Source organism: Atribacterota bacterium, assembly GCA_028717805.1.
Classification (GTDB): domain Bacteria; phylum Atribacterota; class Phoenicimicrobiia; order Phoenicimicrobiales; family Stramentimicrobiaceae; genus Stramentimicrobium.
In genome coordinates this window covers 38,125-54,554 of sequence record JAQUNC010000010.1, presented here as the reverse complement: position 1 = coordinate 54,554, position 16,430 = coordinate 38,125, and the positions used below count along the sequence as shown (strand labels likewise).

The 16,430-nt window shown below is 35.3% G+C and carries 17 protein-coding genes; 15 read left to right on the top strand and 2 right to left on the bottom strand.

Features of this window, described 5'->3' with window-relative positions; genetic code table 11:
* The 8 genes from PHD84_03800 to nrdJ form a co-directional block, all read left to right on the top strand.
* Positions 1-254 (top strand): adenosine-specific kinase (locus PHD84_03800; GenBank protein MDD5636930.1); only part of this gene is annotated, 254 nt, incomplete at its 5' end.
* 247 nt (positions 255-501) lie between these two features.
* The gene (locus tag PHD84_03795) at positions 502-1,272 is read left to right on the top strand and encodes an ATP-binding cassette domain-containing protein (protein MDD5636929.1); all 771 of its coding nucleotides are present in this window, start codon (positions 502-504) and stop codon (positions 1,270-1,272) included.
* Entirely contained in the window at positions 1,269-2,471 is a 1,203-nt protein-coding gene (locus tag PHD84_03790) for an ABC transporter permease (protein ID MDD5636928.1), read from the top strand. Before PHD84_03795 ends, PHD84_03790 begins: the two co-directional genes overlap by 4 nt.
* 14 nt (positions 2,472-2,485) lie before the next feature.
* Positions 2,486-3,781 (top strand): NAD(P)/FAD-dependent oxidoreductase, encoded by a 1,296-nt coding sequence (locus tag PHD84_03785; protein ID MDD5636927.1) that lies wholly within the window; start codon positions 2,486-2,488, stop codon positions 3,779-3,781.
* Positions 3,778-4,974 carry a D-alanyl-D-alanine carboxypeptidase gene (locus PHD84_03780; GenBank protein MDD5636926.1) on the top strand — a complete coding sequence of 399 codons (1,197 nt, stop codon included), beginning with the start codon at positions 3,778-3,780 and terminating at the stop codon, positions 4,972-4,974. Before PHD84_03785 ends, PHD84_03780 begins: the two co-directional genes overlap by 4 nt.
* A 187-nt stretch (positions 4,975-5,161) precedes the next feature.
* A complete protein-coding gene (locus PHD84_03775) occupies positions 5,162-5,779 on the top strand; it encodes a hypothetical protein (GenBank protein ID MDD5636925.1) in 618 nt (205 codons plus the stop codon).
* Positions 5,780-5,925: 146 nt separating this feature from the next.
* Positions 5,926-6,609 (top strand): zinc metallopeptidase, encoded by a 684-nt coding sequence (locus tag PHD84_03770; protein ID MDD5636924.1) that lies wholly within the window; start codon positions 5,926-5,928, stop codon positions 6,607-6,609.
* A gap of 255 nt (positions 6,610-6,864) precedes the next feature.
* Positions 6,865-9,204: a ribonucleoside-triphosphate reductase, adenosylcobalamin-dependent gene (gene nrdJ, locus PHD84_03765; GenBank protein ID MDD5636923.1), complete on the top strand. Its 2,340-nt coding sequence runs from the start codon at positions 6,865-6,867 to the stop codon at positions 9,202-9,204.
* A 28-nt stretch (positions 9,205-9,232) separates the two neighbouring features.
* Here the strand turns inward: nrdJ and lspA are convergent, their stop codons facing one another.
* Positions 9,233-9,757, bottom strand: a complete 525-nt coding sequence (gene lspA, locus PHD84_03760) for a signal peptidase II (protein ID MDD5636922.1) — start codon at positions 9,755-9,757, stop codon at positions 9,233-9,235.
* Positions 9,758-9,836: 79 nt separating this feature from the next.
* Positions 9,837-10,502 carry a hemolysin III family protein gene (locus PHD84_03755; GenBank protein MDD5636921.1) on the bottom strand — a complete coding sequence of 222 codons (666 nt, stop codon included), beginning with the start codon at positions 10,500-10,502 and terminating at the stop codon, positions 9,837-9,839.
* Positions 10,503-10,869: 367 nt separating this feature from the next.
* Here PHD84_03755 and PHD84_03750 point away from each other — a divergent pair, with 367 nt between their 5' ends.
* From PHD84_03750 to PHD84_03720, 7 genes are all read left to right on the top strand, one after another.
* Positions 10,870-11,529 (top strand): GntR family transcriptional regulator, encoded by a 660-nt coding sequence (locus PHD84_03750; GenBank protein MDD5636920.1) that lies wholly within the window; start codon positions 10,870-10,872, stop codon positions 11,527-11,529.
* Positions 11,530-11,584: 55 nt separating this feature from the next.
* On the top strand, positions 11,585-12,268 hold the full coding sequence (locus tag PHD84_03745; protein MDD5636919.1) for a 4-carboxy-4-hydroxy-2-oxoadipate aldolase/oxaloacetate decarboxylase: 684 nt from the start codon (positions 11,585-11,587) through the stop codon (positions 12,266-12,268).
* Positions 12,261-13,295, top strand: a complete 1,035-nt coding sequence (locus tag PHD84_03740; protein MDD5636918.1) for an Ldh family oxidoreductase — start codon at positions 12,261-12,263, stop codon at positions 13,293-13,295. Before PHD84_03745 ends, PHD84_03740 begins: the two co-directional genes overlap by 8 nt.
* A gap of 27 nt (positions 13,296-13,322) precedes the next feature.
* A complete protein-coding gene (locus tag PHD84_03735; protein ID MDD5636917.1) occupies positions 13,323-14,069 on the top strand; it encodes a 3-oxoacyl-ACP reductase FabG in 747 nt (248 codons plus the stop codon).
* 20 nt (positions 14,070-14,089) lie between these two features.
* Complete coding sequence (locus PHD84_03730; protein ID MDD5636916.1) at positions 14,090-14,449, top strand: cupin domain-containing protein; 360 nt, start codon at positions 14,090-14,092, stop codon at positions 14,447-14,449.
* A gap of 90 nt (positions 14,450-14,539) precedes the next feature.
* Positions 14,540-15,505 carry a 3-dehydro-scyllo-inosose hydrolase gene (iolN, locus tag PHD84_03725; GenBank protein ID MDD5636915.1) on the top strand — a complete coding sequence of 322 codons (966 nt, stop codon included), beginning with the start codon at positions 14,540-14,542 and terminating at the stop codon, positions 15,503-15,505.
* Between the two features lie 98 nt (positions 15,506-15,603).
* The gene (locus PHD84_03720) at positions 15,604-16,371 is read left to right on the top strand and encodes a 3-oxoacyl-ACP reductase FabG (GenBank protein ID MDD5636914.1); all 768 of its coding nucleotides are present in this window, start codon (positions 15,604-15,606) and stop codon (positions 16,369-16,371) included.
* The last annotated feature ends 59 nt before the right edge of the window (positions 16,372-16,430 follow it).

Genomic DNA, 16,430 nt, shown 5'->3' with positions numbered 1-16,430 from the left:
GGGCAGGCCATGCTTTTATTATCATCATGGGAAATGCATTTCCTATTAATGTTCTAAATGCTATCAAACAATGTCCAGAAGTCTGTAATATATTCTGTGCTACAGCCAATCCTGTAGAGGTTATAGTTGTGGAAACAGAGCTTGGGCGGGGTATCCTGGGAGTTATTGATGGTTTTGCCCCTAAGGGAATTGAAAAAGGGGAAGATGTAGAAAAAAGAAAAATATTTTTAAGAACCATTAATTATAAGTTATAGCAAACCTGGTGTTATTACCAGTATTTTCGGTCAATACCAATAATAATTTAGTTGTTTCTTTCTAAAAGAGTGTACTGTGAGAAGGATATATATTTTTAATAATAAGCTCATAAAGGATAAAATTATATACCTTGAGCCCAATAACTACACTATACGATAATACATGGTATAGGGTATACATCATACTAAAAACCAAAAACTATATACCATATACTAAATACTAACTAATAACTACTAAATGGCAATTATGCAGGAAAGGCCATGTTCAGTGATTAAGGTTACCCATTTAAAAAAGGTATTTTTTGATAAAAAAAGAGGCAAAATTACGGCAGTCAATAATGTCAATTTTCATTGCCGTAGGGGTCAAATATTCGGGTTGTTAGGACCAAATGGAGCGGGTAAGACTACCACATTGCGTATTCTGGCTACTATGATGAAGCCAACCGCTGGAGAGGTTCTAGTTAATGGCTATCATGTGGTGAAGGAAGCTCACCAAGTTAGACAGAGTATTGGTTTTCTTTCCGGGGAAACCGGATTATATGATCGTTTTACACCCTGGGAGACCATCCTGTTTTTTGGTAGAATTAATGGTTTGGCAGAACAGGAAATTAGGACCAGCATGAATGAAATATTTCAAATTCTGGATATGAAAAGTTTTCAGGATGTCAGGGTTGATAAACTATCAACAGGTATGAAGCAGAAGCTATCAATTGCCCGTGCTATTATTCATAATCCCCCGGTTTTAATTTTTGATGAGCCCACAGTAGGTCTGGATGTAATAACAGCCAGGGTAGTTATAAATTATATCAAAGAATTTAGAAATCAGGGCAAGTGTATTATCTTTTCGACTCATCAAATGCCAGAGGCAGAGAAATTATGTGATGAAATTGCCATTATTCATAAAGGAGAAATCCTTTCTGCAGGTACCTTAGCAGATTTACAACAAAAGTTTCGGGAAAAGGATTTGGAAGAGATATTTTTTAAATTGGTGAAAGTTAAGATAGAGGAAAGTGCATGAACTGGAAGAATGTTCATTTAGTTTATAAAAAAGAAATACAGGGTGCCATCCGTGACCGCAGAACTTTAATCAGTATGATAGTTATACCTCTTATCTTTTATCCTCTTCTTTTCCTGGGAATTGGTTATTTTACAGTAATAGGACAGAAAAGTACGGAAAATTTGCCTTCCCAAATTAACATAACAGGAGCGGGGAATTCGCCGCAACTGGTAGAGATATTACAGAAAGATAAGAATATAAAGATAATTCAGTCTGAGGAAAATCCAGAGAACGAGCTACTGGGAGGCAAGGTTCACTTAACAATACATATTCCTGAAGTTATTGAAACAGATTATTCGGAGAAAGATAGTATTAACTCAATCTCTATTATAATGAAGTATGATTCTACAACACAGCGTTCCCAGTTAGCAAGAAAGAGAGTAACCGTTCTAATTGATTACTATCGGCAGCAAATTATGCAAGCAAGATTGAAGCAAATTGGTTTTGATGCTGATTTTCTACAGCCATTTCAGGAACAATGGCTGGATTTGGCTCCAGAGGAAAGAAAAGTTGGCTCTATGCTGGGATCAATACTACCTTATATTATTATCATACTTATTTTTATTGGAGCTATGCATTCAGCTGTAGATATTACTGCCGGTGAGAAAGAAAGAGGGACTCTGGCAACTTTACTGGTGAGCCAAATCAGCCGTTTGGAAATTGTATTAGGAAAATATTTTACTGTCATGTCTATTTCAGCAGTAAGTATGATTCTGGGATTAACAGGGCTCAGTATTGCTTTTCTAACTCCAGCTTATATGCTAGGAGAAGTTTCAATAATAAGGGTACCTTTTTCTTTTTCCTTGTTTTTCCTTTTTTTGCTTATTTTAACTCCCCTGGTAGGATTAGCGAGTGCCATACTCATATTGATTGGTATATTTGCCCGAAATAGTAGAGAGGCTTCTACTTATGTAACTCCGATTTATATGATAGCAATTTTTTTGGGCATGATTTCTTTAAGCCAGGGGATAGAATTAGCTAAACAACTATTTTTCATTCCCATTTTGAACAATAGTTTTGTCTTTAAGGAATTATTAATGGGTACTGTTAATTGGACTCATATATCAGCTACCCTGATAAGCAACATTAGTATTGCTTTGCTTGCCCTGGCAGCAGCAACAAATATGTTTCATAGGGAAAACGTTTTATTTCGAAGTTAAAGAAGTATAGAGTAATGGAATATTCCGAGCAGAATATAAAGAATAAAAAGGAGAACTACTTTGATATAGCAGTATTAGGTGGTGGCCCTGCAGGTATGATAGCTGCTGGTCGGGCGGCTGAACTGGGAATCAGAGTAGTCCTGCTGGAAAGAAATGACTCTTTAGGGAAGAAATTGTTACTTACCGGTAAAGGTCGTTGTAATTTTACTCATTATGAATTTGATAAGGTGAAATTAGCTGAAAAATTTGGAAAAAATGGTCGGTTTTTATATAGTGCACTGGAACGTTTTGGAGTAAGCGAGGTATTAAATTTTTTTCAATCCCGGGGATTAATCTGGCAGGTAGAACGCGGTAATCGTATTTTTCCCAAAGAGGGAGATGCTCAAGATGTATTAAAGATTTTAACGGGGTATTTATCAGAGGGAAGAGTAAAGATTTATTATAATACCAGGATTAGTGCCATTGAGGTAGCCCAGGATAGTACAGGGATATGTAAAATAATCTTTACGGGAGGAGAAATATTTTCAGAAAAGATTATTCTTTGTACCGGTGGTAAATCCTATCCCCAAACCGGTTCTACTGGTGATGGTTATGGTTGGGCAGAAAAGTTGGGACATACCATAGTTAAACCCTTACCAGCATTAAATCCAGTGAAGACTTCCGAAATATGGGTAAAAGAGGTACAGGGGTTAACCTTAAAGAATATCTCTCTGCAATTATACCAGGATGGAAAGAAACATGATGAACGCTTTGGCGAATTGCTATTCACTCACTTTGGTATCAGTGGACCAATAGTGATGGATATGAGCAATAATATTGAACAGCATTTAAGAAAGGGGGAAGTCAAACTTTTGCTGGATTTAAAGCCTGCTCTGGATTTTAAAAAATTAGAAGAAAGGATACAAAGGGATTTTCAGGAATTTAAAGGTCGTATGTTTAAAAATTCGTTGCCTAAGCTACTTCCTGCTTCTTTAATACCAGTAATAATTCAATTATCTAACATAGAAGAAGACAAGAGAGTGGATTATATTACTAAATCAGAAAGAAAACGATTAGTGCATTTGTTAAAAGAGCTGGAATTGACACCTACTGAGTTACTGGGATTTCCCTGGGCTATGATTACCTGTGGAGGAGTTTCTTTAAGAGAAGTTGATCCTGGTACCATGGTTTCTAAAAAGGTTAAAAATCTCTATTTTGCAGGGGAAATTCTGGATTTAGATGGACCTTCAGGAGGATATAACCTGCAGGAATGCTGGAGTACTGGCTTTTTAGCAGGAGAAAGTGCAGCCAGGAGGAGCAAAGCAAATTGATAAAGAGAACCATATTATTTATTATTACCATTGTTATAGTTTTTAGTCTGGTATCTCCTATGATATCAGGTCAGTCGGTAATAGAACAGGATATTGAGCAATTCAATGCTTTTGCAGGAATTCTAATTCAAGACCTTTACAGCGGGCAAATACTGCTATCCCATAACCAGGATAAGCTTTTTACCCCGGCTTCTTTAGTAAAAATATTGACTTTACTGGCGGCATTAGAAGTTATAGGAGAGGAATATCGTTTTCCTACATTTTTTTATTTTTCCAGTACAAATCCCGGTGAAATACAGAGTAACCTCTATATTAAGGGGAGCGGAGATCCGACCAATTCTCCGGAAATGATAAGGGAAATTGCCCAAAATTTTGTAAATAAATACCGTATTGGTCAGATTAATGGTGATTTAATTCTGGATGATTTTTTCTTTCAGAAAGAAGAATTTTTAGGCAGGGGGTGGATGTGGGATGATCAGAATCCCCTGATAGGTGCCTTGGCTATTAAAGGATACAGTGCCAAAGAAAAATATATTTCCTATTATGATACCATGACCATGAACTGGGGAGAAATATTCTGCAGTGAATTATTACGATTGGGGATACAGATTAAGGGAGGAATTAAGATTGACCAGGTTAAAGAGGATGTTAGCATTAAGGCTATTCACTATTCTGATACCCTAGATAATATTTTAGTGCAAATGATGAAAATGAGTGATAATCAAAGCTCAGAAATTATTTTTCGTACTCTACCATTAATGGTTAATTCTGATCAGGCTTTTACTATAGAACAATCCATCACAGTGCTTTCAGAACTATTCTATGAGCTGTTTGGCATGCAATGGGGTGAAGATTACCTGATAGTTGATGGCTGTGGTCTCTCTGAATACAATCTACTGACACCTGCTCAGATAGTTGGATTTATTTCTTATCTTTATCAAAAATATGGTCGAGAGATTCTAAACTTTTTTGCCAGTACAGAAGAAAGAGGGACCATTAAAAATAGATTTTCCTTTCCTCTCTGGGCTAAAACAGGCAGTTTACCTTCTGCTTCTGGATTAGCCGGAATATTTCAGACTAAAAGTGGCCGGAATATTGTTTTTTGTTTGATGGAGAATAATTTTCGTGGCGAAAAGAATAATCCAAAATTGTGGGAAGACCAGATTATTAACTACATCTATGAAAAGTATTAGATTTTAAAATCTCAAGCATTGCCTGGGAAAATACTTACTTATAATAAAGCTATAAAGTTGCCCATAGCAATATCAAACAACCTGGTTGTTATTTTATATTTGCACTTTATTTGCTAATATGTTAGAAAATCTAAAATGGTAATAGTATTATCTTGTTTTCCATCCTAATAATTGAAAGGAGCAGAACATGATAGACAATGAAAAAAAGATTAAGCAATGGATTAGAATTCGTTCTTTTTTCTATCTTTTATTTATAATTCTTTATCTCATTCCTATTACTATTGTTTTTAGCAATGGATTTGCTAATGTTTTTCACTTTATTCGCCGCATAGCCGGCTTGACAGGGCTAACCTCTCTTTTTATAGCTATTCTCCTAAGTTTACTGGTGAAAGAAAGCAAAAAGATTTTTGGGGTATACTATTTAAGAATACATCACTTTTTTTCTATTGTTGGACTGATATTAATTAGCTTACATCCCGTGATTATGGCTATAGATTTTGGAACTACCAGCATATTTATTCCCCATTTTAATTCCTGGAATGGTTTTTTAACCAATGCCGGTCGCCCTGCCTTATACTTGATTTATATGGCAGTTATTGCTGCCCTCTTGAGAAAAAATATAGCAAAATACTGGAAATATATACACAGCTTGCTTTATCCTGCTTTTCTCCTGGCAGCAATTCATGGTATCTTATCAGGAAGTGATTTAGATAATTCAATAATGTATTTTCTGTTCATTGCTATGATTTCTGTGGTTAGCATAATCTTTTTCTATAAGAGATATCAAAATATGAAAAATGCCTAAATAAACTGCTTGTATCCTTAAGATTACAGATTAGCGATAACCATAAAATAGTAAGAACAGTTGATTTCTAATTATCTTGGGAAAGCACTAGATAAATATTCTGAAATATTTGCCCTAAAATATAGCAATAGAAGTGAGGATAACCGATGCTGACTTTTAAACCAATCTATTTACTCCTTATTGTGCCTGTACTTTTAGGATGGTTTGCTCAGTGGCGACTTAGACGAGTCTATTATTATTATCTACAAATACCTAATAAAAAAGGAAAGAAAGGAATTGAAGTTGCCCAGAATTTATTATCTTTTTATAGGCTAAACATCCCAATTTTACAGACCAATAAGCAGATGGTAAATTATTACAATCCCCAAAACAGAACGCTTAATTTCTGTAGAAAAATTGCCGAAACATCTTCGGTTACCTCCTTGGGTATTGTTGCTCATGAGGTAGAACACGTTGTACAGGAACACCAGGGATTCCAACTTATGAATTTAAGAAATAGAATGGCCAGAATTTTAGCTATAATGGGCCAATTAAGTCCTCTGGTTTTTGTATGGGGTATTTTTTTTAGAAATATATTCTTAATCTATACCGGATTATTTCTTCTGTTTGGTATGGTTGTCTTCGCTCTGGTATCTTTGCCGGTGGAATTAAATGCCAGTAATCGTGCCTTAAATTCCTTACAGGAGATTGGTCTGGCTGATCAGGAAGAGATTAAGATGGTAGCCATTGTCTTGCGACATGCTGCTTTTACCTATTTTATTGGAGCTGCTCAAAGAATAGGCACCTTCCTGTTTATTCTATTAATTCTGGCTATGCTCAATAGAAGGTGAGCAGATAAATATAAATTTCTACTTTACTTCAAAACCATTTATAGTAGAATCAAATAAGATTGTGTGTGAATGATTTTAGGTGAAAATACCAGAGAAGAAATATTTTTTAAAACACAATAGATGCTAACAAGTTAGTCCAGCAGATTTTGTTAGAAAATTAAAATATACTAAGGTGGGGTTAAAGGGTATTCAAGTGGGAAGAAATACTTTGAATATCCTATAAATAATAATTTAAAAGAAATAGAGAGGATTTTCATGCTAAAGGTTATTAAACGTAATAATACAGTACAATATTTTGACCAGAAAAAAATTATTAATGCTATTACCCAGGCTATGAGGGAAACAATCAAGGGAGTAGACGAACAGCTCTGTATTAATATTGCTCAAAAAATTGAACAGGACCTGAAAGGGAGTATAGAAAACGTAACAGTTGCCGATATTCAGGAGAGGGTAGAGACGGAATTAATGAACAGTGAGCGAAAAGATGTGGCCAAAGTATATATTTTATACCGGGAACAACGGGATAAGTTAAGGGAAATAACTAAAGAAAATCATAAATTATTAACTGATGAATTCATAAGTAAATATAAGCATCTTCCCAATCCTTTTCCCACTCAATTAGGACAATTTGTTTATTATCGTACTTACTCCAGATGGCTATCCTTAGAAAAGAGAAGAGAGTACTGGTGGGAAGCAGCGAGAAGAGCAGTGGAATTCAATTGTAATCTGGTTAAAACTACTCAACAAGAAGCTGAAGTCCTCTATGATAATATCTATCATCTAAGGCAATTTTTAGCCGGACGAACATTGTGGACTGGCGGTACGGAAGTTAGCTTAAAATATCCTATGTCTAATTTCAATTGTAGCTTTACGGTGTTAGACAAGTTCAGTGCTTTTCGGGATTTGTTTTATCTATTAATGATTGGTACGGGAGTGGGAGTTAGGGTTCTAAAATCAGATATCCAGAAATTACCGAAAGTAAGGACAAATATTAAAATAATTCATGAATCCTATTCACCGGTTCCCAAAGAAGAAAGAGAAGATCTAACCAGTGTTGCATTTCAAAAAGATACTGCACATATTATTATTGGCGATAGCAAGGAAGGATGGGTGCAGGCTTTAGAGATATATCTAAATATATTATCTCGCAAAGAATATCGACAGATTAATACCATTATTTTTAATTATGATCAGGTAAGGCCTAAGGGCGAAAAATTAAAGACTTTTGGGGGGACTGCCTCTGGCTATGAGAGCTTAGAGAGGATGTTTTTTAAAATAGATAGAATTATCAAGAATAATTGTTTTGGGCAGCTGAAAAAGTTAAAACCAGTCGATTGTATGGATATTGCCAATATCATTGGTCAGAACGTAGTGGTTGGTGGAGTAAGGCGGACCAGCGAAGTAATACTATTTGACTCTGATGATCAAGATATCTTAAATGCCAAAAACAATCTTTATGAGCAGATTGATGGTAAATGGATAAAAAATGAAGAGATTGATTATCGAGAAATGAGTAATAATAGTATTTTTTATACTGTTAAGCCTTCTCGTGAAAAGCTATCCTGGCATATCAAACAGATGCGATATAGCGGTGAACCAGGTTTTATGAATGCGGAAGCAGCGGCTCGGAGAAGACCAAATCTAGAAGGAGCAAATCCCTGTATGGAAGTATTGTTGGATAGGGAACAGATGTGTAATCTAACTACAGTAAATGTAATGGGATTTGTGAGAGAGGGAAAAGTGGATGAAAAGAAGCTATTGGAAGCCCAGCGTCTTTCAGTTCGAGCTGCATTCAGAATGACTTTTTTAGATCTGGAATTAGACAATTGGGATATCAAACAGAAAAGAGATAGATTAGTTGGTTGTAGTCTAACAGGATGGCAGGATATGGTGAATGCTACTAATATGCCTTCTGAAGAACAATCACATTTGCGTAAAAAACTTCGAGAAGTTGCCCATCAAGAAGCCGAATCTTATGCCAAAAAATTAGGAGTCAATCCACCTCTTCTGGTTACTACTATTAAACCAGAGGGTACAGTTACCCAGCTACCTACGGTTTCCAGTGGTATCCATTATTCCCATGCTCCCTTTTATATCAGAAGAGTGCGTATCAATGCTTCTGATCCATTGCTTAAAGTTTGTGAAGAACTTGGTTATGACATAAAACCAGAAAATGGGCAGGCTGAGGACAACTGTCGCACAAAGGTAATCTCTTTTCCCTGTAGTGCACCACCAGGAAAAACAAAAAATGATATCTCCGCTATTGAGCAATTAGAGAATTATAGAGCTTTTCAGAAGGAATATTCTGATCATAATACTTCTATTACTATACATGTTAGAAATAATGAATGGGAAGAGGTGGAAGAATGGCTATGGAATAACTGGGATGATGTAGTAGCAGTCAGTTTCGTATCTCTGGATGATAGTTTTTATGCTCAGATGCCCTATGAAGAAATAAGTAAGGAAGAATATGACAAGAGAGTTAAGAATATGGTTCATTTTATTCCTTCCCTTATTTCTAAATATGAGAAAGATGAGGTAATAATTGATGCTGGTGATGAGTCTTGTGAAAATGGTATTTGTCCTATTAGGTAAGCGAAGATAATTATTAATCTATAGAAATTTATTGAAAATATCCCTGACTCTTTTTTATGAAATAAGAAACCAATAATAATACCATTCCTGATGTGATAGACACATCAGCTATGTTTAATATTCCGGTTCTTAAATTTCCTATTCCTATATTAAGAAAATCAATAACAATACCGTCATGGATAATGCGATCAATTAAATTACTGAATCCACCGCTAATTATTAAGGATAAGGCCAGAGTCGATAATTTGTTACCGGCTTCGAAATGGAAATAATAAATTAGCAGAATAACTAATATAATTGCGACCAGAATAATAAAAATCCAGAGTCTCCATTCAGCTGATAGAGAAGAGCCTAAACCCAAAAAGGAACCTTCATTTTGAGCCAATTGTATTCTAATGATGCCACCTAATAGTTTAGTAACCGAATCAGGTTCCAGTACTCTCTGAGCAGTAAACTTAGTGGTTTGATCACAACCCACACAAAAAAGGGATACCAACAAAAGTAATGATGCCTTAGGCATATTAATAAGAAAATTAAACCATTTTTTCTTCATATTTTCTCGACATTAAATTTTTACTTATAACAGTGTAGATTATAACATAATTAAAAATCACATTTTAAAATAATTTATGTTAGGCCAGGAACAAGTAATATCCCCAAAAATGGATAAAGCTTCCTGCTAAGACAAAGAGGTGCCAGATAGTGTGATTATATGGTATTCTGGGTGTTATAAAGAAGATAATGCCCGATGAATAGCATAAACCGCCAGCAATTATTAAGTGTAGCATTCCTGCAGGGATAGTAGCGATTAGAGGTTTTGCCGCTACCACAATAAGCCATCCCATTATTATATATAGAATTGTCGAAATAACCTGTGTTTTTGTAAAAAAGAATACTTTCATTAATATACCGATAAGAGCAATGAGCCATATTATTCCCAAAATAGTCCAGCCCCATGGTCCCCTCAGCGATATTAGAGTTAATGGGGTATAAGAACCGGCAATAAGAAGATAAATGGCAATATGGTCCAGAACTTGGAATAAATATTTTCTTTTTTTATCAGATAAACCATGGTATATGGTAGAGCACAGATAAAGAAAAACCAGTGTTGTGCCATAGATAGTAAAACTAATTATATACCAGACATCTCCCTTGTTGATTACTATGAAGATTAGGATAATAAAACCGATAATGCTTAATATAGATCCAATACCATGGGTAATGCTATTAGCTATTTCTTGGTATTGTTCATTTGTCTGGTGAGATAGTAATTTTTTTAGAATGACTCTTCTCCTCAACTTTCTATCCAGTAATCCCAGTGATCATATAAGGCTAATGCTTTCTAATAACAATTTTTAGAGGCATTATTAATTTATTTTACCACTGTCTCGGACGAATCGTAAAGACAATCTTTAATAAAGATTTGTATGTTATGGTTTTCTTAATCAGGAAATATTGTTTGTTAAATTTTTGACATTGATATAAAACTGATATATCATATTTATATAAATAACTATTTTATAGTACCAGAATTTGAAGAAATTTTTCTCTTGTTCTACCAACGAAAAGGATTAATAGTTTATTTAGTCTGAGGTTATTTAAGGGATTCTTAAGGGGGAGGGTTTCCCTTGAATATCTTGAAAAATAAAAAGGAGCCATCTGGTTATGAGTATGCTATTAAGTGACAAAGCTTATTCTATAATCAAAAAGAAGATTAATCAGTGCGATGGTCAGTATCTAAGTGTAAGAAAATTATCCAAGGAAATAAATATAGGCTATAGCCCGGTAAGAGAAGCCTGTAATCGCTTGAGTCAGGAAGGGCTTATCAAGCAATTACCTGGCATCGGATATTACGTACCTAAAGTGAAAGAAAAATATTTCACAGAGGTATTTGAATATCGAAGACTTGTTGGTTGCTATGTCTTTGAACAGATATTTTCTTCCTTAACCAAGGAACATGTAGATATACTTTCAGAATATAATGAAAATATGATTAAGTATTTGAAAAAGAAAGATATTCAAAATTTCCACAAATATGATAAGAAATTCCACCTGCTGTTTTTTCACCTCTACAATAATTCCATTTTCATCAATCAGATGAACAATATTATGGATAGAAGTTACTATTGTTCCTATAAAACCGTAGATAGTGTGGATAAGAATAAGAATATAAATGCTATTGAAGAGCACAAAGAGATTATTAAATATATTGTCCTACATGATAAAGAAATGGCAATTAGAAAATATATAGAACATATGGATAATAATGAAGCGAGAATAAAAGAGGGATATATTAATAGGCTGGAAAAGAGTTTACTTATCTAACAAAGTAAAAGAATTTAAAGATACCAACAATATAAAAAAGAAAGGTGAGCCTTAGATGATACATGTTATTACCAGCATACCAAGAGCATCAAAGGAAATAGTTGAAAAGTTTAGAAGAGTTTCTGTAGCTACTGTTTACGAAGCTTCAGGAAAAAAGGGTTTCGTTGATTCCAGGATAAAGCCATTAGCTAAAGGAATAAAGATATGTGGCCCAGCTTTTACTGTTCAATGTAGTCCAGGTGATAATCTTATGTTACATAAGGCGTTAGCCATATCCTGTTCGGGCGATGTGATAGTTGCTACTGTAGGAAATGAATATGACTATGGCTATTGGGGCGATTTAATGGCTACCCAGGCTCGAGTGAAAGGATTAGAAGGATTAGCCATTGATGGATGTGTGAGAGATTCGGAAGATATCATCAACCAGGGATACAAAGTTTATTGTAGAGGAACCTGTATCAAGGGTACAGTCAAGAAAACACTCGGTTTGATAAATTATCCTATTAATTTTGGCGGAGTAACTGTTAATCCCGGGGACCTTATCTTGGGAGATGATGATGGAATGGTTATCGTAAAACACGAAGAGTGCGAAGAAGTATTAGCTAAATCTTTGGAGAGAGTACAAAAAGAAAAGGTAAAGGCACAAGCCCTGAAGTCAGGAGTGACCAGTGTGGAATATAACAAATTGGATGAAGTGTTTAAATCTTTAGGTTTAATAGAGGAAGATCCTAATGATTAAAGAAGAACAGCTCAAAAAGATTGCTACTGAAATATTAAAGGCTTACGGAGAGGGTGAAACAAATGCTTCATTAGCTGCTGACTGTCTGGTAAAGGCAGATTTGAGAGGCATTTCTACCCATGGAACCTACTTATTAATTCCCATTTTTGATCGTATTCAAGCCGGCATGATAAGTATTCCTACTAAAATTGATGTTATTAAAGAAATGGGCGCAGTTACTATAATGGACGGAGGAAATGGCTTAGGTCAATTAGCAGCAAGAAGAGCAATGGAAATAAGTGTTGAGAAGGCAAAGGATTTTGGTAATGCCATCACATCTGTTAAAAATACCAATAATATTAGTTTCTTAGGATATTATACCGAAATAGCTTCCAAAGCTGGAATGATAGGTATAGCTGCCAGTAATGCCGCTCCTGCCATAGCTCCCTGGGGAAGCAGGGAAGCTTTTATTGGTACCAATCCTTTTTCTATATCCATTCCAGCAAAAAATAGAAGAACAATTCTTTTAGATATGTCATCCAGTCTTGTGGCGCGAGGGAAAATCCGACAAGCTTCTAGAAACAAGAAATCCATTCCCTTAAATTGGGCTTTAGATACGGAAGGAAATCCAACAACCAATCCTGAGGAGGCACTAAAGGGTACTTTACTTCCTATTGCGGGTCCTAAAGGGTCTGGTTTGGCTATCATTATTGATATTTTAGCTGGAATGCTTTCTGGTTCTAAATACGGGACTGAGGTAAAAACCTTTCACAAATTAGAAGGGGAAACCGGGGTGGGTATGTTTTGCGTGGCAATCAATATTGAATACTTTCTTAATTTAGAAGAGTTTATTTCTCAGGTGGATCACTATATTGATTCTGTGAAAAATTTAAAAAAGGTAAAAGATGTTTCAGAGATATATTTACCTGGTGAGATAGAATTCCTAAAAGAAGAAAAAGCAAAAAATGAAGGTATCGAACTTGCCTTATCCACTGTAGAAAAGTTGAATGATATTTTATCTCAGATAGGTAGTAAGCTGAGGTTATAGAATTTAACAGGAAGGGAGTTTGTATTTATGCAAATTAAAGACTGTGTGGCAATTGTTACCGGAGCAGGAAAGGGATTGGGTAAATCCATTGCAGAGAAGTTTTTTCAGGAAGGTGCCTTGCTGGCTTTATTTGATATCCAATATGATTTGATTGATCACCTGGCTCGGGAATTAGATTCCTCCGGAGAAAAAGTTATCGCTATTAAAGCTGATGTGACTGATGAAAATATCATTAAAAAGGCTATGCAAATAGTTTATGAAAAGTTTGGCAGGATTGACATCCTGGTGAACAATGCTGGAATTTCTTTACATAGACCAATAAAAGAAATGTCACTAGAAGATTTTAATCTGGTAATCAAGGTAAATTTGAATGGTACCTTTATCTGTAGCAAGAGTGTCATCCCTTATATGGAAAAACAAAAAAGAGGTAAGATTGTAAACATAGCTTCTTTAGGAGGGAGAACTGGGCGTCCGGGAGTAGGTGTAAACTATGCTGCTTCCAAAGCGGGTATTATTGGTTTAACCCAGACCTTAGCGCGAGAGCTTGGTCCAAGTGGGATTTATGTAAACTCAATTTGCCCCGGTCCCATTTTAACCGAACAAACCAAACAGTATCCGGCAGAGGTTTTTACCAGCTGGAATGTAGGCCGAGCCATCCAAAAGGATGGTTTACCAGAGGATATTGCTGATGCTGCAGTATTTTTATCTTCTAATAAATCGGACTGGATTACCGGTGTCTCGCTTGATGTAAATGGTGGAATATTAATACGATAATTTTAAATGGAGGAAACAATATGTCACAGGTGAAAGTTGTTCGTATTAAGGATATAAAGGGAATAAGGAGGGATCCCCCAAGAACGTCATGGATATTAGTATCTGAAAAAACTGTAGGAGCAAAGAATATTGCTATGGGTATTAACGAAACCTATCCCGGTGGGATGGTTCCGGAACACAAGCATGATCTTGAAGAAGAAGTAATGTACTTTATGTCAGGGAATGGAAAATTTGTTACTGAAGATGAGGAAATTGATTTATACCCTGGGACTGTCATATATAATCCTCCCGGTAAATCACATAAAATTCTAAACACCGGAGATGAGGTCTTGCGATTTGTCTGGATTTATTCTCCCCAGCTGCCGAGTCATAAAAAATAGAATTAAAGATATAAATATTAATATAAAATAAATAAAATATAATAAAATCTATATCATTATGCTGAAATTAAAAGAAGGAGTAAATAGAGAATGAGTAAATGGAATTTACCTCCCAAGGGAGGTCATATGGAAAAACCGGATAAGATTTATTTTCAGACTATGACTAAAAAGGATGTGGAGGAAAGACTCAAAAAAAATGATATACTTCTTATCCCTTTGGGATCTACAGAAAATCATGGAGATGCCCAACCTTACGGTGAGGATACCTTTATTGTTACCCGTATATGTGAACTGATTGCTCAGAAAACTGGGTGTACAGTAAGCGAGCCGGTCTGGTTTGCTTCTCATCCCTTTTCCCATTTAGGGCAGAAAGGAACTGTTCCTATTCCCGATGAGGTGAATGCTGCCTATATGAGAGCAATTATTACTGGTTTTTGGAATGCAGGTTTTCGGAAACAAATTATTATGAGCAGTCACGGTCAAGAATACATAATCCCATCTGCTATTCAGGAGTGGGGGAAGAGATATCAGGTGCCAGCAGTCATTATCTTCCTGGATGTGCCCAAAATTATGGGGGTTGGCTTGATGGATAAAGCTCATGGTGGAGAATTTGAAACTGTATTTCGGCATGGAGATGAGGCAGAAAATTCCATCTGTCTGGCCTTATTCCCGGAATTCATCCAGATGGAAAATGTCATGGATACCAAAACCTGGGGATTTTTACCGGAAGGGCATATTGATAAGGGTGGAGATATTTACGGTTGTCCTATACCCGGTCAGAGCCATATTGGTGGTGGTGGAATTGAATGTGTCATATATCCGGAAGGAGTTTTAGGAAAGCCCTCACTGGCTAAAGCGGAAAAAGCCTTTAAAGCCATTGAAACATATCTGGATTATGTTGTTAAACTGCACAATGATATCCTGGGAAAGTTTCCACCAGGAGTTTTACCGGATGCAAAATATATGACCCAGCGCGATAAAGAAGAGATAGATAAATTACTTAAAGGGCCTTCTGACGGAGGTAAGCACATCTATACCGTTGCCTGGCCATGCTGATTATTATATTTAATATAATTCACTGAATAATTTTACTTAATTAATTACGAATTATTATAATTTTAAATAACTTAATAAATAACAAGGTGATTCAACAAATGGAGTTAAAAGATAAAGTAGCTTTTATAACAGGTTCAGGCCAAGGGATTGGAGCTTCTATTGCCAAAAAATTAGCAGAAGAAGGCGCTAAATTAGTTATTAATGATATAGAAAAAGAAAGAGCTACGAAGTTTTCAAATTATTTAGAAGATTTAGGATTTATTTCAATACCAGTAATTGGTGATGTATCTGATAAATTACATGTTGACAATATGATTGGAAAAGCTATTAAAAGATTTGGAAGAATTGATATTCTTGTTAATAATGCCGGCATTTCCTATAAAACTTTAGACGGCTTTAAGATTCCTTTCCAAGAAATTCCTGAAGACCAGTGGGATAATGTCCTAACAGTTAATTTAAAAGGTATGTTCTTATGTTCTCAGAAAGTTGCTAAATTGATGATAAAACAAAAATATGGCAGGATAGTTAACATAGCTTCTACTGCTGCAAACTTTGGTGGTTTTGGTCCCGCAGGGAATCATTATAGATCATCAAAGGCTGGTGTAATTTCTCTTACCAAAAGTCTTGCTTTTGATTTAGCTGAATCTGGTATTCGTGTCAATTGTGTTGCTCCAGGATTTATAAAAACTGAAATGACTGGAAAAACCAGTAAAGATATTAATAATGATATTCTTAAGAGAATTCCAATGAAAAGATTTGGATTACCTGAAGAGGTTGCAGAAGCTGTTTTATTTTTGGTATCCGATTCATCAAGCTACATTAATGGGGAAACTATTATTGTCGATGGTGGATTTACTGTAAGTTAAATTGTTATAAGAATAATTATTATAGGTAGAATTTAGCAGTTAAATTAATTTGAAAATTG